This window comes from Pseudomonas sp. DCA-1, from assembly GCF_046523955.1.
In the GTDB taxonomy this organism is placed as follows: Bacteria; Pseudomonadota; Gammaproteobacteria; order Pseudomonadales; family Pseudomonadaceae; genus Aquipseudomonas; species Aquipseudomonas putida_Y.
On the sequence record NZ_CP169881.1, the window covers coordinates 1873423 to 1898979 of the forward strand.

23 protein-coding genes are annotated in these 25557 nt (G+C 62.2%); 13 read left to right on the plus strand and 10 right to left on the minus strand.

Going from position 1 to position 25557, the window contains the following annotated elements; genetic code table 11:
- Positions 1-378: 378 nt before the first annotated feature.
- Both hrpA and ACE4QZ_RS08995 read left to right on the plus strand, forming a co-directional pair.
- Positions 379-4284, plus strand: coding sequence for an ATP-dependent RNA helicase HrpA (gene hrpA, locus ACE4QZ_RS08990; protein ID WP_021783408.1), 3906 nt, complete (start codon positions 379-381; stop codon positions 4282-4284).
- A 174-nt stretch (positions 4285-4458) separates the two neighbouring features.
- Positions 4459-5580: a beta-ketoacyl-ACP synthase III gene (locus ACE4QZ_RS08995; RefSeq protein ID WP_021783409.1), complete on the plus strand. Its 1122-nt coding sequence runs from the start codon at positions 4459-4461 to the stop codon at positions 5578-5580.
- Between the two features lie 200 nt (positions 5581-5780).
- On the opposite strand, the gene ACE4QZ_RS09000 is transcribed toward ACE4QZ_RS08995, so the two are convergent.
- Complete coding sequence (locus ACE4QZ_RS09000) at positions 5781-7025, minus strand: putative porin (protein ID WP_103462168.1); 1245 nt, start codon at positions 7023-7025, stop codon at positions 5781-5783.
- Positions 7026-7287: 262 nt separating this feature from the next.
- Here ACE4QZ_RS09000 and ACE4QZ_RS09005 point away from each other — a divergent pair, with 262 nt between their 5' ends.
- Positions 7288-8415, plus strand: coding sequence for a GNAT family N-acetyltransferase (locus tag ACE4QZ_RS09005; protein ID WP_021783411.1), 1128 nt, complete (start codon positions 7288-7290; stop codon positions 8413-8415).
- Between the two features lie 124 nt (positions 8416-8539).
- Here the strand turns inward: ACE4QZ_RS09005 and ACE4QZ_RS09010 are convergent, their stop codons facing one another.
- The 4 genes from ACE4QZ_RS09010 to ACE4QZ_RS09025 all read right to left on the minus strand — a co-directional run bounded on the left by ACE4QZ_RS09010 (position 8540) and on the right by ACE4QZ_RS09025 (position 12735).
- Positions 8540-10372: an ABC transporter ATP-binding protein gene (locus ACE4QZ_RS09010; RefSeq protein WP_021783412.1), complete on the minus strand. Its 1833-nt coding sequence runs from the start codon at positions 10370-10372 to the stop codon at positions 8540-8542.
- A 62-nt stretch (positions 10373-10434) separates the two neighbouring features.
- Complete coding sequence (locus ACE4QZ_RS09015) at positions 10435-10992, minus strand: peptidylprolyl isomerase (RefSeq protein WP_021783413.1); 558 nt, start codon at positions 10990-10992, stop codon at positions 10435-10437.
- Entirely contained in the window at positions 10986-11798 is an 813-nt protein-coding gene (locus ACE4QZ_RS09020; protein WP_103462169.1) for an alpha/beta fold hydrolase, read from the minus strand. Before ACE4QZ_RS09020 ends, ACE4QZ_RS09015 begins: the two co-directional genes overlap by 7 nt.
- 13 nt (positions 11799-11811) lie before the next feature.
- Positions 11812-12735, minus strand: coding sequence for a LysR family transcriptional regulator (locus tag ACE4QZ_RS09025; protein ID WP_003254610.1), 924 nt, complete (start codon positions 12733-12735; stop codon positions 11812-11814).
- Between the two features lie 48 nt (positions 12736-12783).
- On the opposite strand from ACE4QZ_RS09025, the gene ACE4QZ_RS09030 reads away from it, so the two are divergent.
- The 3 genes from ACE4QZ_RS09030 (at position 12784) to ACE4QZ_RS09040 (ending at position 14968) form a co-directional block, all read left to right on the plus strand.
- Positions 12784-13098: a hypothetical protein gene (locus ACE4QZ_RS09030; RefSeq protein WP_028697750.1), complete on the plus strand. Its 315-nt coding sequence runs from the start codon at positions 12784-12786 to the stop codon at positions 13096-13098.
- A gap of 109 nt (positions 13099-13207) precedes the next feature.
- Positions 13208-13807 (plus strand): FMN-dependent NADH-azoreductase, encoded by a 600-nt coding sequence (locus tag ACE4QZ_RS09035; protein ID WP_021783415.1) that lies wholly within the window; start codon positions 13208-13210, stop codon positions 13805-13807.
- Between the two features lie 285 nt (positions 13808-14092).
- Positions 14093-14968: a carboxylate/amino acid/amine transporter gene (locus ACE4QZ_RS09040; RefSeq protein WP_003254607.1), complete on the plus strand. Its 876-nt coding sequence runs from the start codon at positions 14093-14095 to the stop codon at positions 14966-14968.
- Between the two features lie 42 nt (positions 14969-15010).
- Here the strand turns inward: ACE4QZ_RS09040 and ACE4QZ_RS09045 are convergent, their stop codons facing one another.
- Complete coding sequence (locus ACE4QZ_RS09045) at positions 15011-16312, minus strand: mechanosensitive ion channel family protein (protein WP_103462170.1); 1302 nt, start codon at positions 16310-16312, stop codon at positions 15011-15013.
- Positions 16313-16415: 103 nt separating this feature from the next.
- On the opposite strand from ACE4QZ_RS09045, the gene ACE4QZ_RS09050 reads away from it, so the two are divergent.
- The gene (locus ACE4QZ_RS09050) at positions 16416-17777 is read left to right on the plus strand and encodes a DEAD/DEAH box helicase (protein WP_012051553.1); all 1362 of its coding nucleotides are present in this window, start codon (positions 16416-16418) and stop codon (positions 17775-17777) included.
- Between the two features lie 71 nt (positions 17778-17848).
- Here ACE4QZ_RS09050 and ACE4QZ_RS09055 read toward each other — a convergent pair whose 3' ends face one another.
- Positions 17849-18121: a hypothetical protein gene (locus tag ACE4QZ_RS09055; protein WP_012051554.1), complete on the minus strand. Its 273-nt coding sequence runs from the start codon at positions 18119-18121 to the stop codon at positions 17849-17851.
- Between the two features lie 214 nt (positions 18122-18335).
- On the opposite strand from ACE4QZ_RS09055, the gene ACE4QZ_RS09060 reads away from it, so the two are divergent.
- From ACE4QZ_RS09060 to ACE4QZ_RS09075, 4 genes are all read left to right on the plus strand, one after another.
- Positions 18336-18614, plus strand: a complete 279-nt coding sequence (locus ACE4QZ_RS09060) for a BrnT family toxin (protein ID WP_010955211.1) — start codon at positions 18336-18338, stop codon at positions 18612-18614.
- A complete protein-coding gene (locus ACE4QZ_RS09065; RefSeq protein ID WP_004576871.1) occupies positions 18592-18846 on the plus strand; it encodes a BrnA antitoxin family protein in 255 nt (84 codons plus the stop codon). The genes ACE4QZ_RS09060 and ACE4QZ_RS09065 overlap by 23 nt, the downstream gene beginning before the upstream one ends.
- A 76-nt stretch (positions 18847-18922) precedes the next feature.
- On the plus strand, positions 18923-19318 hold the full coding sequence (locus tag ACE4QZ_RS09070) for a hypothetical protein (RefSeq protein WP_028697753.1): 396 nt from the start codon (positions 18923-18925) through the stop codon (positions 19316-19318).
- A gap of 105 nt (positions 19319-19423) precedes the next feature.
- Positions 19424-20350, plus strand: coding sequence for a DMT family transporter (locus ACE4QZ_RS09075; RefSeq protein WP_028697754.1), 927 nt, complete (start codon positions 19424-19426; stop codon positions 20348-20350).
- Between the two features lie 52 nt (positions 20351-20402).
- On the opposite strand, the gene ACE4QZ_RS09080 is transcribed toward ACE4QZ_RS09075, so the two are convergent.
- Positions 20403-21575: an MFS transporter gene (locus ACE4QZ_RS09080; RefSeq protein WP_103462171.1), complete on the minus strand. Its 1173-nt coding sequence runs from the start codon at positions 21573-21575 to the stop codon at positions 20403-20405.
- A 106-nt stretch (positions 21576-21681) separates the two neighbouring features.
- Here ACE4QZ_RS09080 and ptrR point away from each other — a divergent pair, with 106 nt between their 5' ends.
- Together ptrR and ACE4QZ_RS09090 are read left to right on the plus strand one after the other, a co-directional pair.
- Positions 21682-22575: a putrescine utilization regulator PtrR gene (gene ptrR / locus ACE4QZ_RS09085; protein WP_103444753.1), complete on the plus strand. Its 894-nt coding sequence runs from the start codon at positions 21682-21684 to the stop codon at positions 22573-22575.
- A gap of 124 nt (positions 22576-22699) precedes the next feature.
- Positions 22700-22828, plus strand: coding sequence for a PA1414 family protein (locus ACE4QZ_RS09090; protein WP_256122388.1), 129 nt, complete (start codon positions 22700-22702; stop codon positions 22826-22828).
- Between the two features lie 127 nt (positions 22829-22955).
- Here the strand turns inward: ACE4QZ_RS09090 and ACE4QZ_RS09095 are convergent, their stop codons facing one another.
- On the minus strand, positions 22956-24335 hold the full coding sequence (locus ACE4QZ_RS09095) for a sodium:solute symporter (protein WP_103462172.1): 1380 nt from the start codon (positions 24333-24335) through the stop codon (positions 22956-22958).
- A gap of 132 nt (positions 24336-24467) precedes the next feature.
- Positions 24468-25418 (minus strand): agmatinase, encoded by a 951-nt coding sequence (gene speB, locus ACE4QZ_RS09100; RefSeq protein WP_028697758.1) that lies wholly within the window; start codon positions 25416-25418, stop codon positions 24468-24470.
- Between the last annotated feature and the right edge of the window lie 139 nt (positions 25419-25557).

Genomic DNA, 25557 nt, shown 5'->3' on the forward strand with positions numbered 1-25557 from the left:
AACGGCCAGAAGGTGGCCGGGTTTGGTCACAATGGCGTGAGCGAGGTGTCCGGTGGGCGCGCGTGACGGCAGTGCCACAGGGCCCAGAAGGCGAGGATGATGTGGACCAGCGGATTTTCCCCGGCACGCCTCCGGGCCTTCGGCAGCGAAGGGCGGGACGACGGTGGGGCGATGGGCTGGGCGGGAGTCATGCCTTTGATACTCACATGCGGCGTAAGGTTGATTAAAGCAGTGAATGGCAACCTTTACATCGCACTTGGCTAAACATTCGCCCGGGAGCGTGCAAGCAGCAGAGAATCTGCAAATCTGCGACAATCGCCCGACTTTCCGAATGCCGATCATGAAAAAGCAGGCTCACCTGCATCACTAAAAAGCCCCATGACTGACCACGCCATCGACAAACTGCTGCAAAACCTCGACCACGCCATGATTGCCGACCGCCATCGCCTGCGCCGGCAACTGCACGAACTGCGCAAGCGCCCCGACGAGGCGAAGCTGGCGCAGTGGGTGGAGAAGGTCCAGGCCTCCTGCGCTCAGGTCACCGCGCGTCAGCAGAGCGTGCCCACCGTACGCTACGACGACAACCTGCCCATCGCCGCCAAGCGTGACGAAATCAAGAAGGCCCTGGCCGAAAACCAGGTGTTGGTGATCGCCGGCGAAACCGGCTCTGGCAAGACGACCCAGTTGCCGAAGATCTGCCTTGAGCTTGGCCGTGGCAGCCATGGGTTGATCGCCCATACCCAGCCACGCAGGATCGCAGCGCGTAGCGTGGCAGCGCGGGTCGCCGAAGAGCTGGGCACGCCCTTGGGCGCGCTGGTCGGCTACCAGGTGCGTTTCGAAGACCAGAGCGATTCCAACACCTTGGTCAAGCTGATGACCGACGGCATCCTCCTGGCCGAAACCCAGCACGACCGCTTCCTTGAGCGCTACGACACGATCATCGTCGACGAAGCGCACGAGCGCAGCCTGAACATCGACTTCCTTCTCGGCTACCTGAAAACGTTGCTGCATCGGCGACCGGACCTGAAACTGATCATTACCTCGGCCACCATCGACCTGGAGCGCTTTTCCAGGCACTTCGACGGTGCGCCGATCATCGAGGTGTCCGGGCGCACCTTCCCGGTGGACACCTGGTACCGCCCGCTGACCAGCGAACAGGACGAAGAGGGCAACCAGATCGAGGACGACCTCACGGTCGACCAGGCCATCCTTGCCACCCTCGACGAGCTGGCGCAGCACGAACGCAGCGAAGGCAAGGGCCCGGGCGATGTGCTGATCTTTCTGCCGGGCGAGCGGGAAATCCGTGATGCCGCCGAGATCCTGCGCAAGGCGCAACTGCGCCATACCGAGATTTTGCCGCTGTACGCGCGCCTGTCGCCGGCCGAGCAGCAGCGTATCTTCCAACCGCACACCGGGCGCCGCGTGGTGCTGGCCACCAACGTCGCCGAAACCTCGCTTACCGTGCCGGGCATCCGCTATGTGATCGACACCGGTACTGCGCGCATCAGCCGCTACAGCTACCGCGCCAAGGTCCAGCGCCTGCCGATCGAGGCGGTGTCACAGGCCAGTGCCAACCAGCGAAAAGGCCGTTGCGGCCGGGTCGAGCCGGGCATTTGCGTGCGCCTCTACAGCGAAGAGGACTTCAACAGCCGGCCAGCGTTTACCGACCCGGAGATTCTGCGCACCAACCTGGCGGCGGTGATCCTGCAGATGTTGCACCTGCGCCTGGGCGCAATCGATGCCTTCCCGTTCATCGAGCCGCCAGATGGCAAAGCCATCAGCGACGGCTTCAACCTGTTGCAGGAGCTTTCGGCGGTCAACCGCGAGAACCAGCTGACGCCAATTGGCCGCCAGCTGGCGCGCTTGCCGATCGACCCGCGGCTGGGCCGCATGCTGCTTGAAGGCGCGCGCCTGGGCAGCCTGCAGGAAGTGCTGATCGTCACCAGCGCGCTGTCGGTGCAGGACCCGCGTGAACGCCCTCCAGAACGCCAGCAGGCCGCCGATCAGGCGCACGCACAGTGGAAGGACGTGGACTCGGACTTCGCTGCGCTGGTCAACCTGTGGCGTGGTTTCGAGGAACAACGCCAGGCGCTGACCGCCAACCCGCTGCGCAACTGGTGCCGCAAGCAGTTCCTGAACTACTTGCGGCTGCGCGAGTGGCGCGATGCTCATCGTCAGTTGGCGCTGATTTGCCGCGACCTGCAACTGACGGTGAACAAGGAACCGACTGATTACCAGAAGCTGCACAAGGCGATCCTCAGCGGGCTGCTCAGCCAGATCGGCCAGAAGACCGAAGAGGGCGACTACCAGGGCGCCCGCCAGCGGCGCTTCTGGGTGCATCCATCGTCGGGCCTGGGACGCAAGCGCCCGCAGTGGGTCATGGCTGCCGAGCTGGTCGAAACCACCAAGCTGTATGCGCGCATGGTGGCCAAGATCGAGCCGGACTGGATCGAGCCGCTGGCCGGCCACCTGATCAAGAAAAACCATTTCGAGCCGCACTGGGAGAAGAAGCGCGGGCAGGTGGTGGCCTACGAGCAGATCACGCTCTACGGGCTGATCCTGGTCGGCCGTCGGCCGGTGCACTACGGCCCGATCGACCCGGCGACCTCGCGCGAGCTGTTTATCCGTGAAGGCCTGGTGGGTGGCGAAATCCAGTCGCGGGCCAAGTGCCTGGCGGCCAACAAACGCCTGCTTGAAGAGCTGGACGAGCTGGAAGCCAAGGCTCGCCGGCGTGACATCCTGGCTGACGAAGAAACGCTGTACGCTTTCTACGAAGCGCGCCTGCCGGCGGAAATCCACCAGACGGCGACCTTCGACAGTTGGTACCGCATGGGCAGCCAGAAGGACGCCAACCTGCTGATCATGCGCGAGGAGGACGTGCTGGCCCGCGAGGCCAGCGAAGTGACCGCCGCACAGTACCCCGACAGTATGCAGGTGGGCGATTTGCGCCTGCCGCTGAGCTACCACTTCGAGCCCGGCCACCCCCGCGATGGTGTGACGGTGCGGGTGCCGGCGCCGCTGTTGCCGAGCCTGCCGGGCGAGCGCCTGGAGTGGCTGGTGCCGGGCCTGCTGGAGGCCAAGTGCGTGGCGCTGGTGCGCAACCTGCCCAAGGCCCTGCGCAAGAACTTTGTCCCGGTACCTGACTTCGTCAAGGCTTCGCTGGCGCGCATGACCTTCGGCCAAGGGGCGCTCCCGCAGGCCCTGGGCCAGGAGCTGCTGCGCATGACCGGGGCACGTGTGTCGGACGAGGCCTGGGACGAGTCGGTCAACCAGGTCGAAGGCCACCTGCGCATGAACATCGAAGTGGTCGATGGTCAGGGCAAGTTCCTTGGCGAAGGCCGCGACCTGGCGGAACTGACCGCGCGCTTTGCTGCCGCCAGCCAGGCTGCCTTGGCCGTGCCGCGTGACGCCAAGGGTGAGCAGCCGGTGCAAGCCAAGGCCTTCAGCGAAGTGAAGCAGACCGCCCAGCAGAAGATCGCCGGCCTGTCGATGACCGTGTACCCGGCGCTGGTGGAAGACAACGGCACCGTGCGTGAAGGGCGCTTCTCGACCCAGGCCGAAGCCGAGTTTCAGCACCGCCGCGCATTGCAACGGCTGTTGCTGCAGCAGTTGGCCGAGCCGGCCAAGTTCCTGCGCGGCAAGCTGCCGGGGCTGACCGAGCTGGGCCTGCTGTACCGTGAAATGGGGCGGGTCGAGGCGCTGGTCGAAGACATTCTGCTGGCCAGCCTGGACAGTTGCATCCTTGAAGGCGAACAACCGTTGCCACGTGATGGCGCGGCCTTGGCCGCGCTGGCTGAACGCAAGCGCGGCAGCTGGGCCGAGCATGCCGAGCGCCTGGCAAGGCAGACCCTGGAAGTGCTGAAGCTGTGGCATGGTCTGCAAAAACGCTTCAAGGGCAAGATCGACCTGAGCCAAGCGGTGGCACTGAACGACATCAAGCAGCAGCTAGGCAACCTGGTGTACCCGGGCTTCGTCCGCGAAACGCCTGGGGTGTGGTTCAAGGAGTTGCCGCGTTACCTCAAGGCGGTTGAATTGCGTCTCGAAAAACTCGGCTCGCAAGTACAGAAGGACCGGGTGTGGAGCGGCGAGTTGGCCAATTTGTGGGCGCAGTACAAGGCCCGTGCCGACAAGCATGCCCAGGAAGGCAAGCGCGATGAGCAACTGGCGCTGTACCGCTGGTGGCTGGAAGAATATCGCGTGTCGCTGTTCGCCCAGCAGTTGGGGACCAAGGTACCGATTTCTGACAAGCGATTGAGCAAACAATGGAGTCAGGTGGAAGGCTAACCTTCATTATTTGTGGCAAACTTTGGGGCGTTTGGGGCCGCTTTGCGGCCCTTGGCGGGTAAGCCCGCCCCGCAGGGGTAAATGTACGCCCCTGAATTGGCACTAAAGTGCCATTAACCTGTCATATTCCCAGCCAGCGCCTTGTGGCGATGGCCTTTGACCAGAGGAACGACCGTGCATAACGTCGTGATCAGCGGCACCGGCCTGTACACCCCGGCCCAGAGCATTTCCAACGAAGAGCTGGTGGCTTCCTTCAACGCCTGGTCGCAGCAGTTCAACCAGGACAACGCTGCCGCCATCGAGCGCGGTGAAGTCGAGGCGGCGCCGCTCTCCGACGCGGCGTTTATCGAAAAGGCCTCGGGCATCAAAAGCCGCTTTGTCATGGACAAGGCCGGTATCCTCGACCCGCAGCGCATGAAGCCGCGCTTGCCTGAGCGCAGCAACGATGAACCGTCGGTGCTGTGTGAAATGGCCGTGGCCGCTGCCCGCCAGGCCCTGGAGCGCGCAGGCCGAACGGCGGCCGATGTCGACGGGGTGATCGTCGCCTGCTCCAACTTGCAGCGCCCGTACCCGGCCATCGCCATCGAAGTGCAACAGGCACTGGGTGTCCAGGGCTTTGCCTTCGACATGAACGTGGCCTGCTCGTCGGCCACCTTCGGCATCCAGACCGCCGCCAACAGCGTAGCGCTGGGCCAGGCGCGGGCAGTGCTGATGGTCAACCCCGAAGTGTGCACCGGTCACCTCAACTTCCGTGACCGTGACAGCCATTTCATATTTGGCGATGCTGCCACCGCCGTGTTGCTGGAGCGTGCCGACCAGGCCACTTCGGCGCACCAGTTCGATGTCGTCAGCAGCAAGCTTTGGACTGAGTTCTCCAACAACATCCGCAACAACTTCGGCTTCCTTAACCGTGCAGCGGAAGAGGGCGAAGGCGCTGCGGACAAGCTGTTCATCCAGGAAGGCCGCAAGGTGTTCCGCGAGGTATGCCCGAAGGTGGCCGAGCTGATCGGTGAGCACCTGGAGGAGAACGGGCTGCAGCCGAGCGACGTGAAGCGATTCTGGTTGCACCAGGCCAACCTCAGCATGAACCACCTGATCGTCAAGAAGCTGTTGGGGCGTGAAGTGGCCGAGGAAGATGCACCGGTGATTCTGGACCGTTACGCCAATACCAGCTCGGCGGGGTCGGTGATTGCCTTCCACCTGTACCAGGATGACCTGGCCAAGGGCTCGTTGGGCGTGTTGAGCTCGTTTGGTGCGGGGTATTCGATTGGTAGCGTGATTCTGCGCAAGCGCTGATTCATCAGGCGCTTGTTACGGCCTCTTCGCGGGCTCGCCCGCTCCCACAGGTACGGCACAGTGCTCAAGGTTTGTTGTGATCCTGTGGGAGCGGGGAAGCCCGCGAAGGTGCCGGCGCATTTCACACAGGCAAAAAGAAGCGGGAAACGCCGGATGGGGTCGGCATTTCCCGCTTCAGGTGAAGCAGAGCAGGGTGTTGTTTAGAACTTGGCTTCCAGATCAACCTGCAGGGTGTCTACGTCAGCATTGCTGTTCGGCAGCTGCGACAGGTCGGTCTTGGCCATCAGGTAGGCAGCACCCAGGGAGAAGTTCTTGTCGATTTCGTAACCGACCTTGAACTTATGACCGCGCGAACCGGTGTAGCCGTTGCCGAAGTCCGAATCGGTGAACAGGCTGACCACCGCGTTACGCTGCACATCGCGGTAGTTGTAGTCCAGGCTCCAGGCACCCATTTTGGTTTTCAGGCCAGCCAGCCAGGCCTGATCTTCGCCATCGGTGCTCTCGGTGTTCTTCACGTACTGGCCATAGGCCGACAACGGAATGGCCAAGCCGGTGAAATCGATCTGGCCAAAGCCTTCCACCAGATTGAACTCGTTGGTGGTGTTGCCGAACGACTGCAGGATGGTTGCTTCCTTGTCGTTGTCGTAACCATAGATGCTGGCACCCACGGTGAGCTTGAGCACGTCGGCCGGCGCAAACTTGGCGCCCAACTGGCCGTGGTAAACCTGCGCATCGTGCTTGTACTGGACGCCGTCACCATCGACGTTGTCCTTCAGGGTGTACTGACCGGCGCTGGCAAAGACCTCGGCCCCGCCCAGGTCAGCCTTGTAAGTCGCAGCCACACCTTCCGGGTTGATGTCGCCATCCCAGATGATGTCGCCCATGCTCACCCAAGGCTGTTGCATCTTGCCGCCAATCAGGTGCAGGTTAGGGACTGCAGTCGGGTGCCAGTCAAGGTAGGCCAGGTCGACCCACAGCGACTTCTTGTCGAAGTAGTTGTCGAAGCTCTGGTTGGTCGAACGTCGGTCAGCGCTGCTGCCAGTGGCGATACGAACCCCGGCGTCGACCTGCGGGTTGATCTCGCTGTAGAAGCCGACACGGGCACGCACGCGCTGGCGGTCCTGGTTGCCGCTGCTGCTGTTCGGGTCGTCGACGTTGACGTCTTCGTAACGCAGACGCACGTCACCCTTGATCTGGGTCTTGGCGGCCCATGCCACTTTTTGTTCGAAGGAGCTCATACGTTCGGACTGAGCTTTCTGGTCGGCCTTTTCCTTGGTTTCTTTTGCCAGGTCGCCCTGCAGTTCGTTGTACTGCGCCTGGTTGATCGAGCCATTGGCGCGGAGCATTTCGAGCAGCTTGGCGTCGACAGCAGCACTGGCCGGGGCACTCAGGGCCAGCATCATGCCGGTGAGGCTTACTCCGGTAAGTGTGGAAACAAGACGCATAAGGTTCTCCCTACTGAAAAAAATGGGGGAGGCTCAAGCGCCTGCCCCTGCGTTGGCATGTCTTCGGAAAGGGCCTGAGTAGACAGGTTCTGTGGATCCGGAAAACAGGCGCAAGTATTGCGGGGGTCAATGACAGATTAATGTCTGATTAGTGGCACTCTTGTTAAGTAATTGAGAATGAAGGGATCAACCCGGCTTTCGTCATTTGAGCGACGGGCCTTCCTTGGGGATACTGACGGTCTTCAGACAGCGAGCCGAAAACGTGACCAGCCTGTACAGCCTTGCCCATCTGCGTGATCTCCCGACAGCCACCTGGGATGCCCATGTGCCAGCCGGTCAACCCTTCCTGCGCCATGCTTTTCTCAGTGCAATGGAGGACAGCGGCAGCGTGGCGCGTAGCACTGGCTGGGCTCCCGAGCACCTGGTGCTGGAGCGTGACGGGCAGGTGCGGGCGCTGTTGCCCGCTTACCGCAAATGGCACTCGTTTGGCGAGTATGTGTTCGATCATGGTTGGGCCGACGCTTGTGAGCGGGCCGGTATCGCCTACTACCCCAAGCTGCTCGGCGCCGTGCCGTTCAGCCCGGTCAGTGGCCCGCGTTTGCTGGCTGCCGACCCAGCCGACGGCTTGCTGGTGCTACAGGCGCTACCGGAATACCTGGGTAAGGGTGGGTTGTCAGGGGCGCACATCAACTTCACCGACCCGCAGCTGGATGCGCAGATGGCTGGCTTGCCGGGGTGGATGGAGCGGTTGGGGTGCCAGTTTCATTGGCGCAATCACGGTTACCGCGACTTTCAGGACTTTCTCGACAGTCTTAGCTCGCGCAAGCGCAAGCAGATGCGCAAGGAACGCGAGCAGGTGGCGGGGCAAGGCATTGACTTTCGCTGGTATCGGGGCGACGAACTGGATGAAGCACAGTGGGACTTCGTCTTCCTGTGTTACGCCAACACCTATGCGGTACGCCGTCGGGCGCCTTACCTGACCCGCGAGTTTTTCAGCCTGCTGGCCGAACGCATGCCCGAGGCTGTGCGCGTGGTGATGGCCCGCCAGGGTGGGCGAGATGTGGCCATGGCCTTGAGCCTGGTGGGCGGTGACAGCCTGTTTGGCCGCTACTGGGGCTGCCTGGATGAGTTCGACCGGCTGCATTTCGAGACGTGTTTCTATCAGGGCATGGACTTTGCCATTGCCGAGGGTTACCAGCGTTTCGATGCCGGGGCGCAGGGGGAGCACAAGTTGATTCGCGGTTTCGAGCCGGTGTTGACGCGGTCGTGGCATTACCTGCTGCATCCGGGGTTGCGGCGGGCGGTGGAGGACTTTCTGCTGCAGGAACGGGAAGGGGTCAGGGGGTATGCCGAGGAGGCGCGGGGGATGTTGCCCTACCGCCGGGACTGAGCGTTTTGTGTTGCCTGTGCTGGCCTTTTCGCGGGCTTGCCCGCTCCCACAGGTATTGCACAGTTCTGAGGCCTGTGGTGATCCTGTGGGAGCGGGCGAGCCCGCGAAGAGGCTGGTGCAAGCGTCAATCGACCCCGACAAAGCCCCCGGTCTGGTGGTGCCACAACCGGGCATACAGCCCTTGCTGTTCCAGCAACTCACTGTGGCTGCCACTTTCGGCAATTCGTCCCTTGTCCAGCACTACCAACCGGTCCATACGGGCAATGGTGGAAAGCCGGTGGGCGATGGCAATCACCGTCTTGCCCTGCATCAGCGTCTCCAGGCTTTCCTGGATGGCAGCCTCCACCTCCGAGTCCAGCGCTGAAGTGGCCTCGTCCATGATCAGGATCGGCGCATTCTTCAACAGGACCCGGGCAATGGCGATACGCTGACGCTGACCGCCCGACAACTTGACCCCGCGTTCCCCCACATGGGCATCGAAGCCGGTACGCCCCTGGGCATCCGACAGTTGCGGGATGAACTCGTCGGCGCGGGCACGGCGCACGGCTTCGATCAATTCCGCCTCGCTGGCATCTGGGCGACCATACAGCAAGTTGTCGCGGATCGAACGGTGCAACAGCGAGGTGTCCTGGGTGATCATGCCGATCTGCGCACGCAAGCTGGCCTGGCTGACCTCGGCAATGTCCTGGCCGTCGATCAGGATGCGCCCACCCTGCACGTCGTACAGGCGTAACAGCAGGTTGACCAGGGTCGACTTGCCTGCCCCTGATGGGCCGATCAAGCCAATTTTCTCACCAGGGCGGATGTCCAGGTTGAGCCCTTCGATGACATTGGCAGCCTTGCCGTAATGGAAGTCGACGTCATCGAAACGCACCGCGCCGCGGCTGACCTTCAGTGCCGGCGCATTGGGCCTGTCGGTGACGGTGACCGGCTGGGCGATGGTCTGCAGGCCGTCCTGCACCATGCCGATGTTCTCGAAAATGCCGTTGACCACCCACATGATCCAGCCTGACATGTTGACGATGCGGATCACCAGGCCAGTGGCCAGGGCGATGGCGCCGACGGTGATCAGCGACTGGCTCCACAGCCACAGCGCCAGGCCCGTGGTGGTGGCCACCAGCAGGCCGTTGAGGGTGGTGATGACCACGTCCATGCTGGTGACCACCCGTGAGGCCAGCTGGGTTTTTTCGGTTTGTTCGCGGATTGCTTCGCGAGCGTATTGCTGTTCGTAGTCGGTGTGGGCGAACAGCTTGAGGGTGGCGATGTTGGTGTAGCCATCGACGATACGCCCCATGAGCTTGGAGCGGGCGTCGGAAGAAATCACCGAGCGTTCCTTCACCCTCGGCACGAAGTAGCAGAGCGCGGCGATGTAGCCGATGATCCACATCAGCAGCGGCAGCATCAGGCGCCAGTCGGCCTCGGCAAACAACACCAGCGACGTAATGGCGTAGATCAGCACATGCCATAACGCGTCCACGGCCTGCACGGCGGAGTCGCGCAGCGAGTTGCCGGTCTGCATGATGCGTTGGGCAATGCGCCCGGCAAAGTCGCTCTGGAAGAAGTTCAGGCTCTGCTTGAGCACGTAGGTATGGTTCTGCCAGCGGATCAGGCTGGTCATGCCAGGGTTGATGGTCTGGTGCACCAGCAGGTCATGCAGGCCGAAGAACACTGGCCGCAGCAGCAGGATCACCACCAGCATCCAGATCAGCTCGCCGCTGTGCTCGCTGAAGAAGTTGGCATTGGGCGTACCCTGGGCCAGGTCGATGATGCGGCTGAGGTAGCTGAACATCGCCACCTCGATCAGCGAGGCGAACAGGCCAACCACCAGCAGCGCGAGAAAAGCAGGCCATACCTGGCGCAGGTAGTACAGATAGAACGGCCACACCGTGCTCGGGGGGGCTTCGCTCGGTGCCGCGCGGAAAATATCGATCAGTCTTTCGAAACGACGGTACAGCATGGTCGACAACACTCCTGTTCGTCCGACCCTCAGGCGGTTTCACATCCTTGTGAAGCCTGCAGTCAGTCGATACGTTTGGCGGACTTGATATAGACCGGATCGGCCGGTACGTCGCGCATGCCTTTTTTGATGGTGGTGGGCGAGTTGACGATCTGGTCGACCACTTCCATGCCCTTGGTCACTTTGCCGAACACCGCATAACCGGCGTCGCGGCCCGGGTTGAGGAAGTCGTTGTCGGCGACGTTGATGAAGAACTGGCTGGTGGCTGAGTTCGGGTTGGACGTGCGCGCCATCGACAGGGTGCCGCGGGTGTTCTGCAGGCCGTTGCTGGCCTCGTTCTTGATTGGGTCGTTGGTGTTCTTCTGCACCATCTGGTCAGTGAAACCGCCGCCCTGGACCATGAACCCCGGGATCACGCGGTGGAAGATGGTGTTGTTGTAGAAGCCGCTGTCGACGTACTCCAGGAAGTTCTTGGTACTGATCGGTGCCTTCTCGGCGTTCAGCTCGATTTCGACCTGGCCGAAGCTGGTGTCCAGCATGACGTGCGGGGTCTTGTCGGAAGCCATGACACTGGTGGCGAAGGCGACCGAGCAGGCGGTGAGCAGGAGTTTTTTCAGCATGGGCTCAAAGATCCTTGAGAGGTGGAAACGGCTGCGAGGAACTGCAGCAGGGTCTGGTTGAAGACCTCGGGTTGATCGAGGGGTGTAGCGTGCCGGGAATCGTCGACGACGACCAGCCTGGCGTTGGGTATTAGGGCGACGTAGCGCTCTTTGAGTTGTATCGGCGTGTAATCGTGGTCGGCGGCGATCACCAGAGTAGGGCAGTGGATCTGCCCGATGCGTTCCTGCACGCCCCAGTCGACGATAGCGTCGAAGCTCTTGAGGTAGGCGCGTTTGTCGTTGCGCGCCCAGCGCTGGGCCATCTTGTGCCGCAGGTCTGCTTGTTGTGGCTTGGGGAACAGCCGCTCGGCCAGCCCCTTGCCGACGGTTTCGACACTGAGGATGCGCGCCAGGCTCCAGCGCTTGAGCCACCACGCCCAGTCACTGCGGGTGCGGCGCTTGACCTCGGGGGCGCTGTTGACGATGCACAGGCTGCGCAACCATTGCGGGTGGTCGACGGCAAACTGGAAGCCGACCATGCCGCCCATGGACAGGCCGACGAAGTGCACCGGCCCTGTGTGCAAGTGCTCGAGCAGGGCCAGCAGGTCGGCACTGAAGGTGGCGATCTGGTAACCGTCAGAGGGCTTGTCGGAGCGACCGTGGCCGCGGATGTCCATGAGGATCACCCGATAGTGGCGGCTGAGCACCGGCACCTGCAACTCCCAGTCCTGGCAGCTGGAGCCCAGGCCGTGCAGCAACACCAGGGGTTCGCCCTGGCCATATTCCTCGTAATGCAGCGTGCATCCTTCGTGTTCGAAATAGGCCATGGGCGCGGTCCTCTCAGGCTTGCGGGGGGGCTGCGAAGGGCACGTCCAGTGGCGCGGTGTCGAAATTGCGCAGCAGGTCGATGAGAATCTGCGTGGCCGGTCCCAGGGTCTTCTCTTTGCTCGAATAAAGGTAGAACAGTGGGTGGCGGCTGCCACCCTGATCCAGCGGCAATGGCTTTAGTACGCCTTCGCGCAGCTCGCGCTCGATCATGTGACGGGGCAGCCACGCAAAGCCCAGGCCGCTGCTGACAAAGGTGGCGGCGGTGCCCAGGCTGCCGACGGTCCAGCGCTGCTCGGCGCCCAACCAGCCCACGTCACGCGGTTGGGCGCGGCCGGAATCGCGGATCACCACCTGCAGCTGGCTTTCCAGGTCCTGGAAGGTCAGTTCACGTCCCAGGCGGTGCAGGCTGTGCTCGGGGTGGGCGACGGCGATGAACTCCACGGCGCTCAATTCGGCACCCAGGTAGCCGCCGATGCTGTAGCTGCTGATGGCCAGATCGGCGATGCCTTCGTGCATCACTTCCTCCACGCCAGACAGCACCTCTTCACGCAGGCGCACCCGGCAGCCGCGGCTTTGCGGCATGAACGCAGCCAGCGCGCGCACCAAGCGGGCACTGGGGTAGGCGGCATCGACCACCAGGCGCACCTCGGCTTCCCAGCCTTGTTCCATGTGGTGGGCCAGGTCTTCGAGCTGGCTGGCCTGTTTGACCAGGTGGCGCGAGCGGCGCAGCAGCACATTGCCGGCCTCGGTCAGCACCGCCTTGCGCCCATCGATGCGCAGCAGCGGCACGCCCAGTTGCTCCTGCATGCGGGCCACGGTGTAGCTGACCGATGACTGCGAGCGGTGCAAGGCCTCGGCGGCCTGGGCAAACCCGCCGTGATCGACCACTGCTTGCAGGGTTCGCCACTGGTCAAGGGTTACGCGCGGCGCTTTCATCTTTCGCTCCTGTTGTCCTAAGCTGCGCTCTTTCAAGGAGAGCGGCCCATGAAGAAATATTGTGCGGCAATACTGATGTGCCTGCCCCTCGGGGCCATGGCTTATCCCATCGATGTGGAGAAGGAGCTGACCGGGGTCAAGCTCGACTACACCGCCTATGACACGGCCTATGACATTGGCGCCATCACCCTCAACAACTATGGGCAGGTCCCGGCGGCGTGCAAGGTGACCTTTCGCAATGGCCCGGAGGCACCGCGGGTGCGCCGGGTGAACGTACCGGCGGGTAAAAGCGTCGATGTCACCGCCAAATTCAATCGGCAAATCATCAAACTGCGCATCGCCTTGAACTGCAGTGCGGAATAAACTGATTAATCGATAGATTGGACCCACTTTTTACGCTTTTTTATCGATAGGTCAAGCCTTAATCTCACCTCCATCGAATCGCACCCTTTTTTGCCGATGGAGGCACCCCATGTCCCGCGTACTGATCATCGAAAGCAGCGCCCGCCAGCAGGATTCCGTTTCCCGTCAGCTGACCAAAGATTTCATCCAGCAATGGCAGGCCGCTCACCCAGCCGATCAGATCAGCGTGCGTGACCTGGCCGTAAACCCGGTGCCGCACCTGGACGCCAATCTGCTGGGTGGCTGGATGAAGCCTGAAGAACAGCGCACCGCCGCCGAACTGGAGGCCCTGGCCCGTTCCAACGAACTGACGGATGAATTGCTGGCTGCCGACGTGCTGGTGATGGCGGCGCCCATGTACAACTTCACCATCCCCAGCACCCTGAAAGCCTGGCTGGACCACGTGCTGCGTGCGGGTATCACCTTCAAGTACACCCCGACAGGCCCGCAAGGCCTGCTGACCGGCAAGCGCGCCATCGTCCTGACTGCCCGTGGCGGCATCCATGCTGGCGCCAGCAGTGACCACCAGGAACCGTACCTGCGCCAGGTGATGGCGTTCATCGGCATCCACGATGTCGACTTCATCCATGCCGAAGGCTTGAACATGAGCGGCGAGTTCCACGAGAAGGGCGTCAGCCAGGCCAAGGCCAAGCTGGCGGCGGTGGCCTGAGGTTTCACGAATTCCCAACCCTGACACCTGTTTTTGCTCCTTTGGGTGTACCTGCCCGGCCTGTATGGCCGGGCTTTTTTATGCCTGGGATTTTTAGGGCATCAGTGCTGGCCTCTTCGCGGGTAAACCCGCACCTACATGGCCTCCATTCGCCGGAAGATATAGCAGGTCCCTGTGGGAGCGGGCGTGCCCGCGAAGAGGCCGCTACAGCCCCTACATTCCTCATGGTTGAACTCATTCGTCGCAACCCGCTAAGGTCGCGGCCTTGATTCACGAGAGACAACCATGGGCTACCTGATAATCGTCGCGCTGATCCAGGCGTTTTCCTTCAGCCTGATCGGCGAGTACCTGGCCGGGCACGTTGACAGCTATTTCGCAGTGCTCGCCAGGGTGCTGCTGGCCGGCCTGGTGTTCCTGCCGCTGACCCGCTGGCGCCAGGTCGAGCCACGCTTCATGCGTTCCATGCTGCTGATTGGCGCGCTGCAGTACGGCATCACCTATGTCTGCCTGTACCTCAGCTTCCGGGTGCTTACCGTACCGGAGGTGCTGCTGTTCACCATCCTCACGCCGCTGCACGTGACCTTGATCGAAGATGCCCTGAACCGGCGCTTCAACGCTTGGGCGCTAGTGGCCGCGCTGGTCGCCGTGGCCGGTGCCGCCGTGATCCGCTTCGACAGCATCAGCGGCGAGTTCTTCATCGGCTTCCTGCTGCTGCAACTGGCCAACTTCACCTATGCTGCTGGCCAGGTGCTGTACCGCCACCTGGTCGCTCGCCACCCCAGTGACCTGCCACACTACGCCCGCTTCGGGTACTTTTACCTCGGCGCGTTGCTGGTGGTGCTGCCGGCCTTCTTGCTGTTCGGCAACACTCAGCACTTGCCGAGCACGGATGTGCAATGGCTGGTGCTGTTGTTCCTGGGGCTGTGCCCGACGGCGCTGGGGCTGTACTGGTGGAACAAAGGTGCATGCCTGGTTTCTGGCGGTACGCTGGCGGTCATGAACAACCTGCATGTGCCGGTAGGGCTGCTGCTGAACCTGTTGATCTGGAACCAGCACGAGCCGCTGGGGCGGCTATTCATCGGCGGGGGGATCATCCTGGCGTCGGTGTGGCTGAGCCGCCTGGGTGGGCGCGCACAGGCGCCGCTGGCCGGCAAGGCCTGACGCGCCCTTTGATCCGGGGGCTGCAAGGCAGCCCCGGCAATCTCAGGCCTCGCTCATATCTTCAATGCGACGCAGCATCGGCTCCGCCGCCGTACGCCCGGCCAACCCCACCCGCATGTCATTGCCACTCGGCTGCTGATACAGGCTCAGGCCAAACTCCGGCAACACCGCCAGCAGGTAGTCGAAGATATCGCCTTGAATCCGCTCGTACTCTTCCCACGCCGTGGTGGTAGTGAAGCAGTAAATCTCCAGCGGCACGCCTTCGGCCGTGGTCTGCATCTGCCGCACCATGCAGGTCATGTTCTTGTGTACGTTGGGGTGGTTCTGCAGGTAAGCCAGGGCAAAGGCACGGAAGGTACCGATATTGGTCAGCTTGCGGCGGTTGGCTGACAGCTCCGCCACCGGCCCCAGCGCCTCGTTCCAGCTCTGCAGTTCCTGGCGCTTGGCGGTCAGGTAGTCACCCAGCAGCCGCACCTGGCTCAGGCGCTGCTCTTCTTCGCGGGAGAGAAAGCGTACGTCGCCGGCGTCGATGAACAGGCTGCGCTTGATGCGTCGGCCACCGGATTGCTGCATGCCGCGGTAATTGCGGAATGACTCGCTCATCAGGCGCCAGGTGGGGATGGAAACGAGGGTCTTGTCGAAGTTCTGCACTTTCACCGTGTGCAAGGTGATGTCCACCACGTCGCCATCGGCGCCTACCTGCGGCATTTCGATCCAGTCACCCACATGCAGCATGTCGTTGCTGGTCAACTGCACGCTGGCGACGAATGACAGCAGGGTGTCCTTGTACACCAACAGCAGCACTGCCGACATTGCACCCAGGCCGGACAGCAGTAACAGCGGCGAGCGGTCGATCAGGGTGGCGACGATGACGATCGAGGCGAAGATCCACAACATCAGCTTGGCCAGCTGCACGTAACCCTTGATCGAGCGGGTGCGGGCGTGTTCGGTGCGGGCATAGATGTCGAGCAGGGCATCCAGCAGGCATGACAGCGCCATGGTCATGAACAGCAGGGTAAAGGCCAGGGCGACATTGCCGAGGAAGTGCTGGGCGGTGTCGGACAGCTCGGGTACCAGCTTAAGGCCGAATTGCAGCACCAGTGACGGGGTCGTTTGTGCCAGGCGATGGAACACCTTGTTGTGGCGCAGGTCGTCCAGCCACTTCAGCGCATGCTGACGGGCCAACAGGCGCCCGCCTTGCAGTACCAGGAAGCGCGCCAGGCGGCCGACTATCAGGGAAATGAGCAGCAGTGCCGCCAGACCGATGGCGGCGTGCAGCATTGGATGTTGATCGAGGGTGCCCCACAGGTCGAGGGAATCACGCCAGATTTGTTGGATATCCATGGGCTTGCGTACAGTCTTGTTGCGAAACGAAGCTGTATTAGAGCGCGGATAGCGACAAAGTTGCCAAAAGAAATTCGGCTAAGGCGGCAGAAAACGTTACCCTATGCAACTGAATTTCCCGCACTTGTCTGAGGTTACCTCCGTGTTCTCCCAATTCGCCCTGCATGAACGCCTGCTTAAAGCCGTGGCCGAGCTTAAATTTGTCGAGCCAACCCCGGTGCAGGCCGCGGCCATCCCCCTGGCCCTGCAAGGGCGTGATCTGCGTGTGACTGCGCAGACCGGCAGCGGCAAGACGGCGGCCTTCGTACTGCCGCTGCTCAACCGTCTGGTCGACCTCAGCGGCCCGCGTGTCGAGATTCGCGCGTTGATCCTGCTGCCGACCCGTGAACTGGCCCAGCAAACCCTCAAGCAGGTGCAGCTGTTCTCGCAGTTCACCTACATCAAGTCGGGCCTGGTGACTGGCGGCGAAGACTTCAAGGAACAGGCCGCCATGCTGCGCAAGGTGCCCGACGTGCTGATCGGCACCCCGGGTCGCCTGCTCGAGCAACTCAATGCCGGCAACCTCGACCTGTCCCACGTGCAGGTCCTGATTCTGGACGAAGCCGACCGCATGCTCGACATGGGCTTTGCCGAAGACATGGAGCGCCTGTGCAAGGAGTGCGAGAACCGCGAGCAGACCTTGCTGTTCTCGGCCACCACGGGTGGCGCAGCCCTGCGCGACATCATCGGCAAAGTGCTGAAAGACCCTGAGCACCTGATGCTCAACAGTGTCTCGCAACTGGCCGAAGGCACCCGCCAGCAGATCATCACCGCCGACCACGACCAGCATAAAGAGCAGATCGCGCAGTGGTTGCTGGCCAACGAAACCTTCGACAAGGCAATTATCTTCACCAACACCCGCGCCATGGCCGACCGTATCTACGGTCACCTGGTGGCCAAGGATGTGAAGGCTTTCGTGCTGCATGGCGAAAAGGACCAGAAGGACCGCAAGCTGGCCATCGAGCGCTTCAAACAGGGCAGCTCCAAAGTGCTGGTGGCGACCGACGTGGCAGCCCGTGGCCTGGATATCGACGGCCTGGACCTGGTGATCAACTTCGATATGCCACGCAGCGGTGACGAGTACGTCCACCGTGTGGGCCGTACCGGCCGTGCCGGTGGTGAAGGCCTGGCGATCTCGCTGATCACCCACAACGACTGGAACCTGATGTCGAGCATCGAGCGCTACCTCAAGCAGCAGTTCGAACGCCGGGTCATCAAGGAAGTGAAGGGCACCTACAACGGGCCGAAGAAAGTCAAGGCCTCGGGCAAGGCGGCCGGCAGCAAGAAGAAAAAGGTCGAGAAGAAAACTGGCGATAAGAAAGCTGCCGCCAAGCGCAAGCCTACTGCCAAGCCGAAGGCCAACGCGCCCCTGGCCAGTGCTGACGGCCTGGCACCGCTGAAGAAGCGCAAGCCTGCTGCTGAATAAGACTCACGCCGGCCCTTTGCAGAAGCGACGCAAACTCGCATCTGCGAAGGGCGTGCGCAGGCGACGAACGATCACTCCGCCTTTTTCTCTGCCTGCTTCAACTCCTTGATCCGCTGGTCGATCAGCTGACACTTGTCGGGCAAGTCCTTGCTCGCCGTCCCCAGATCCATCCCCTGGAGCTCATCATTGATCTCCTTGGCCTTTTGCGGGTTCTGCTCGGTCAACTGAGTGACCAGCCCGGCCAACTCCTCACGTTTTTGTGTTGCTTCTTCAGGTGTGCAGGCCCAAGCGGGCAGGGCGCAGAGCAGGGCAGTGGCACAGGCTATGGGCAGTAGCGGTTTCATCCTTTCAACCTCCGGCGGTGGTGATGCCCGGTGGAGGGCTGTGGGGGCAGGGAAGTTCAGGGCTTGCGACCGATGGAAGATTCTTTGGTGGTGGTAGTCCGTTTCTGAAACGCTCCCGTATCTCTCCAGCGCCGTTGAGCAGCACGCTACATCGCTCTAGTCTCGAAGGAAAAGAGGGGGTATTGTATGTACAGCTGTAAATACAGGTCGTCCCATGTTCTTTGAATGGGACGAAGGGAAAAACCAGAGCAATATCCGCAAGCACGGCATCGACTTTGCCGACGTTCCTGACATGTTCAACCATCCCATGCTGATCCGGCGTGATGAGGATGTGGAATGTGCTGAAGAACGTTGGGTCAGCCTAGGATGGCTAAAGGCGCTGATAGGTGTCGTCGTGTACACGGAGAGGCGGGGTGAGGTGATACGCATCATTTCTGCAAGAAAAGCCACCAAACGGGAGGCCAGGTACTATGACCAAATCATCGAGAACTGACTGGAGCCGCCTGGCCCGACAGGACGACAAGGATATCGACACATCAGATATCCCTGAACTGGACCAGGACTTTTTCCGCCAGGCCGAGCTGCGCGTTCCCGCCAAGCAGACGGTGACCATTCGACTGGACTCAGATGTCCTCGCCTGGTTCAAGGAGCAGGGTAGCGGCTACCAGACCCGGATCAATCAGTTGCTGCGCCAGTACATGCAAGCGCAACAACGCCAGCGCTAAGCGCTTCGGAACGCTTGGCAACCCTGGCAGGTCCCAACCTGTGTACCCCTTTCGTCCACAGCAGGAGCCCGTAGCCATGAGCATCACCTACGACTGGGACCTGATCGAACGCTTGCTGCACGAAGTGCAGAACGGCGCCGGTCACAGCTTCACGCCCCGCCCTTATGCCGAACAGCATGCTGCGGCATTGGCCGCCAAGGGTGAGCCGGTGGGTGACGTGGATCACCTGAAAACCCGTGCATGCGAGTATGAAAAGCTGCTATTCGAGCGCGGATTCATTGAATGCCGGCCTGAAGAGGACGGCGGCAATGGCGAAAACTTCGTCCTGACCGAACGCGGCTCGCGCTTGATGAGCCTGATCGACAGCAGCATCCCCGGCTTCGAGCACCCGCGGCAGGTGCTGGATGAGCAGGAGGATGCGCTGGACGAAACGACATTCGAACAGGTATCTGCGAAGGCACAGATTGCTTGAGGTCGTTTTAAGGCTGGCAAGTGCAGCGCTCGAAACCCGATAATCGGTAGCTCCTGAACGCTGCCGAGCCTTGCCCATGCCTACGATCACCCCAGAGGCCCGCTTATGAGCGCGGTCCGCAAGAACCCTGACGCCTTTGCCTTCCAGGTAATGCTGGGCCTTTGCCTGATCTGGGGCTGCCAGCAGGTACTGATCAAGACCGCTGCCGTCGACATCGCCCCGGTGATGCAGGCAGCACTGCGCAATGGCATTGCCGCTGTACTGGTAGGCCTGATGCTGTGCTGGCGGGGAGGCTGGGAGCAGGTCGGCAGCACCTGGCGCGCAGGGGTGGTGGCGGGCGGGCTGTTCGGGGTGGAGTTTCTGTTCATTGCCGAAGGACTGAAACTGACGTCGGCGGCGCACATGTCGGTATTCCTCTACACCGCGCCGGTATTTACCGCCTTGGGCCTGCATTTTCGGCTAGCCAGTGAACGCTTGCGGCTGCTGCAATGGCTGGGCATTCTGCTGGCCTTCGGCGGCATTGCCATGGCCTTTGCCGGTGGCACTTCGTTCGAGGACATGGACAGCCGCACCTTGCTGGGTGATGCCTTTGGCGTGATCGCCGGGCTGGCCTGGGGCGCGACTACGGTGGTGGTGCGTTGCTCACGGCTATCGGAGGCGCCGGCAACCTTGACCCTGTTCTATCAGCTGGCGGTCGGGTTTGCCGGGCTGCTGCTGATTGCCCTGGTCAGCGGGCAGATCGGCGCGGTGTCGCTGACGCCGCTGGCGATGGGCAGCGTGTTGTTCCAGGGGATTGTAGTCTCATTCATCAGCTACCTCACCTGGTTCTGGTTGCTGCGTAAGTACCTGGCGTCGAACCTCGCGGTGTTTTCCTTCATTACCCCGTTATTTGGGGTGACCTTTGGTGTATTGCTGCTGGATGAGCCGCTCAGTGCGAATTTCGTGGTCGGGGCGTTGATGGTGTTGCTGGGGGTGATCCTGGTAAGTGCCGAGCCTTGGGTGAAACAACAATTGCGGCGGTTGGTAGGGTGATGGATTGCCTGTTCCGGCCCCTTCGCGGGCGGCCGGAACAGGCTACATCGACTCAGGATGCAACCTTGGCCTGACAGGCGCTTCCCTGCTGTGCATTACCGTGCAGTTGGACCAACACTCCAGCCACCACCAACCCGCCCGTCGCCAGCATCAATGCGGGTTGCAGCCCGCCGCTGTAATGGCTGCTGAGCGCGGCCAGCAGCGGCCCACTCAACTGCCCCAAGGCAAAGCACGCGGTCAGCAGCCCGGCATTGCGCTGTGTGGCATTTGGCGCCAACTCGCGCGAGCGTTGCATGACCAGTTGCATGCAGGCCAGGAACGGCCCGCCACACAGCGCAACACCCAGCGCCAGCCCGATCCCTCCACCCATCAGGCAGGCCAGCACACCCAGCCCTTGCAGCCACAGGGTGGCAGTCAGCCAGGCTGAAGTGTGGCCACCACGGCGCACGCTCACCAGCAAGACGCCCAGCGCCGCCGCAAGGCCAAACGCCGGCCAGAACAGGTCAGCCAGCCACTGCCCGCGAAACTGCTGATTGGCCATCTGTGACAGAAAGGTGGCCGGCAGGATGTAGCCCATGCCATACAGGCCATACACCAACCCCAGGCGGCCAGTGCCGACACTGCGCGTCGGGCCTTGTCGCACTGGCGACTGAGCCGGTGCCGCTTGCAATGCCCGTGGCAACCACGGCCGCACGGCCAACAGCATCACCAGGGCAGCCACGGCATAGATCAGCCACAGCGCTGCCGAGCCCAGCCCCTGTACATGTGCGGCCAGTGCCAGTAGCCCGGTCACTGCAATACCCAGGCCGGGCCCGGCGAATACCAGCGCTCCCAGGCGTTGGCGGTTGTGGGCATTAGCTACTTGCTGGCTGAGGCTGGTGATCATCACTAGCACCCAGGCGCTGGCTACGCCGGTGCCAAAGCGCAGCAGCAGGTGGCCCCAGAAGCCGTCGGCAGCCCATGAGGCCAGGGTCAGCAGCACACACAGCCACAGCCCCCCATGCAGGCGCAGGCGTACCTGGCCTGGCGAGCGGGCGAACATGGCGTCCACCGCACCCACGAAGTAGCCAAGGTAATTGGCCGCCGCGACCAGCCCGGCGACTGTCAGGTCGAACTGGCCTTCGGCAATCAGTTGCGGCAGTTGCGGGGTGAGGGCGAAACGGCCGATGCCCATGGCCATCATCAGCGCCACGGCGCTGGCGAGCAGTTGAATGAGTGGCGACATGACAGGTCTCCTGCGCGGATATAAGCGATGGATGGCAGGTTAGGACGGTTTGATTTTCAATAAAATTGAATAATGATGATCAAGTTATTCTGTTTTGGAGAATGCTATGGAGTTCAGCCAACTGCGCATCTTTCAGGCCGTGGCCGAGGAAGGCTCGGTTACCCGCGCCGCAGAGCGTCTGCACCGGGTGCCATCAAACCTCTCCACGCGCCTGCGCCAGCTCGAGGAGCAGTTGGGCGTCGAACTGTTCCTGCGCGAACGCCAGCGCCTTCAGTTGTCGCCAGCAGGCAAGGTGCTGCTGGACTATGCCAACCGCATGTCAGCCTTGCGCGACGAAGCGCTGGCCGCCGTGCGTGGCGGTCAGCCGGCTGGTGACTTCGTACTGGGGACCATGTACAGCACGGCGGCGACCCACCTGCCGGGGTTGCTGGCGCGCTATCACCAGGCTTACCCGAAGGTGAACCTGCAAGTGCGTGCAGCACCCAGCGGCGAGTTGCTTGAGGGGCTGCTGAACCACACCCTGGATGCTGCTCTTGTGGACGGGCCACCGAGCCTTGCCGGGCTTGATGGCGTGCCGCTGTGCGATGAGCAACTGGTACTGATCACCAGCCCCGAGCACCTGGCGGTACGCACCGCCAAGGACGTGGCGGGCAAGGCGGTGTTCACCTTCCGCCAGGGCTGCTCATACCGCATGCGCCTGGAGGCCTGGTATGCCCATGCCCATACGCCGATGGGGCGGGTGATGGAGATCGAGTCATATCAAAGCATGTTGGCCTGTGTGATCGCGGGCGCGGGTGTGGCGATGATGGCCCAGTCGATGCTCGACAGCCTGCCTGGCCGTGACCGGGTGAGGGTGCACCCGCTGCAGGCTCCTTTCGATCAGGCGGTCACCTGGCTGATGTGGCGCCAGGGCATGCGCGGGGCTAATCTGCAGGCATGGATCGACCTGCAACAAAGCGAAACGATTAACCAGTCGTCGGAATCCACCGCCACGGCTTGATCCGCGTCAAAATGGCCCTTATCTGTAGGAACAGAGGAATGCGTAATACAGGACATCGGGCTATGATCTGTATGAAACATCGCAGGATTGATTTGCCGTGAGGCTGACCCGTCAAGGGGGCATTATGAATAAACCACTGTCAAACTGGCTCCACGACCTGGCCGTCGCCTTGGGGCTGATTCCACCACCCTTGCAGCCGGTGCCGATCCCGACTGATGAAGAGCAGCGCAAACGTCAATCGCGTCGTCGCTGATTAACGACAGAGGCCGCTGCACCCGAGTGTGTGCAGCGGCCTTTTTGTGCCTGTTGATTGTCTATTGCCTGTACTGGCCCTCTCGCGGGCAAGCCCGCTCCTACAAGCGAAAGGGCCGGTACAACGGTCAGGCCAGCTTCACCGCCGCCACCGACTTGCGCGACACCAGGCTCACCACTACAAAGCTCACCAGCCCTACCGCCAGGCTGTAGTAGATCGGCGTATTGGCCTCCAGCCCGTCCAGGAACATGAACAGCAGGGCGGTGGCAAAGCCCAGCGACATGCTGGCAATCGCGCCTGCGGTGGTCGCACGCTTCCAGAAGATCGCCCCGATCAGCGGGATCAGCATGCCGCCGACCAGCAGGTTATAAGCCAGGGTCAGGGCGTTGATCACATCATTCACCACCAGCGCGATGCCCAGCACCACCAGGCCAGTGAGCAGGGTGAACAGGCGGCTGGTACCCAGGCTCGACTGCTTGCCGCCACGCAGCTTGGGCAGCAGGTCTTCGGTCACGGTGGTCGAGGCAGCCAGCAGGCCGGCACTGGCGGTGGACATCATCGCCGCCAGGGCCGCGGCCATCAGCAGGCCACGGATGCCATCGGGCAGGGTGGTCTTGATCATCTCGGCAAAGGCGTTGTTCGGGTTGGCCAGGTCGGGCATCAGCACGTGCGCAGCCATGCCGATCGCAGCACAGGCCAGGCCATACAGCACGCAGTACACACCAGCGGTGGTACCGGCACGCTGACAGACCTTTTCGTCACGGGCGGTGAACACCCGTTGCCAGATGTCCTGGCCGATGAGGATGCCGAAGAAGTAGATCAGGAAGTAAGTGATGATGGTGTCCCAGCCAATGGTAGTCAGCTGGAAGCTGGCCGCTGGCAATTTGGCCACCAGGGTGTCCCAGCCACCGGCCTTGTACAGGCACACTGGCAGCAGGATGAACATCAGGCCGACGGTCTTGATCACGAACTGGACGATATCGGTCAGGGTCAGCGACCACATGCCACCGATGGTCGAGTACAGCACTACCACGCCGCCGCCGAGCATCAGAGAAGCCCAGAACGGCAGGTCCAGCAGCACCTGCAGGACGGTGGCCATGGCCAGGGTCGAGGTGACCCCAATCATCAGCGCGTAAGCCAGCATGATGACGGCGCTCGCCTGGCGTGCGGTGGGGTTGTAGCGTTGCTCCAGCACCTGAGTCACGGTGAAGATGCGCAGGCGCAGCAGCGGTTTGGCGAGGAACAGGTTGATGGCGATGATGCCCAGGCCAAGGGCTGCGCACAGCCAGAAGCCGGAAATGCCGTGGACGTAGCCCAGGCGCACGGTGCCGACGGTGGAGGCGCCACCGAGTACGGTGGTGGCCATGGTGCCCATGTACAGCACCGGGCCGAGATTGCGCCCGGCTACCAGGTAGTCTTCATGGGTTTTCGCGCGTCGCATGCCATACCAGCCAAGCCCTAGCATGCCAGCGGTGTAGATCATTACAACAATGATGTCCAAGGCCATTGGGGGTCTCCCGATTATCTTTATTATGGCGAGATCGACCGCGCGGGCGTTTGCACGGCGCCCGGCGGTCTTTTCTTGTGTTGGCGGGCCTCAGTGGCCCTCCCTCATGGCTCCTGCCGGGGTAGAGCGGTATTAGCGACGCACCACGCCAGGTAGCACGCAGAGCATCTCGAACAGCAGGTTGGCACCGAGCAGCGAGGTGTTGCCGGTGGTGTCGTAAGGCGGGGAGACTTCGACAAGGTCACAGCCGATCAGGTCCAGGCCGTGGCAGCCGCGAATGATCTCCATCGCCTGGATGGTGGTCAAGCCGCCGATTTCCGGGGTTCCGGTACCGGGCGCCCAGGCCGGGTCGATGCCATCGATGTCGAAAGACAGGTAAACCGGGCCACCGCCGACTTTTTCCCGCACTTCGGCCATCAGGGGCTCCAGCGACTTGTGCCAGCACTCTTCGGCCTGGACCACGCGGAAGCCCTGGCGACGGCTCCAGTTGAAGTCATCGGCGGTGTAGCCCTGGGCGCGCAGGCCGATCTGCACCACGCGCTCACAGTCCAGCAGGCCTTCTTCCACGGCGCGGCGGAAGGTGGTGCCGTGGGCGATTTTCTCGCCGAACATGTGGTCGTTGACGTCGGCGTGGGCATCGATGTGCACCAGACCGATCTTGCCGTGTTTTTTGTGCAGCGCACGCAGGATCGGCAGGGTGATGGTGTGATCGCCCCCCAGGGTCATGGGAATGACGTTGTGCTCGACGATCTCGTCATACGCTTCTTCAATGATGCGCACGGCGTCCAGCAGATTGAAGGTGTTGATTGCCACATCGCCGATATCGGCGACCGACAGCGAGTCGAACGGGGCGGCACCGGTAGCCATGTTGTACGGGCGGATCATCACCGATTCGGCGCGGATCTGCCGTGGGCCGAAGCGGGTGCCGGAGCGTAGCGAGGTACCGATATCCAGTGGCACGCCGATGAAGGCAGCATCCAGGCCTGCGGCGCTTTGCAGGTGGGGGAGGCGGAGCATGGTGGCGATGCCGCCGAAACGCGGCATTTCGTTGCCGCCCAGTGGTTGGTGGAGAGTCTTGTCCACGGTGGGCCTCATCAGTCGGTCGATTGTTGTGTTTGTTCGAACCTGTGCCGCCGCGCGCCATTCATGTGTGGTTTGCCGGCGGGCAGGGACATTTCGGCCAAGTCTGCTCAAGGTAGTGCCCGGGAAGAATCGCTACCGA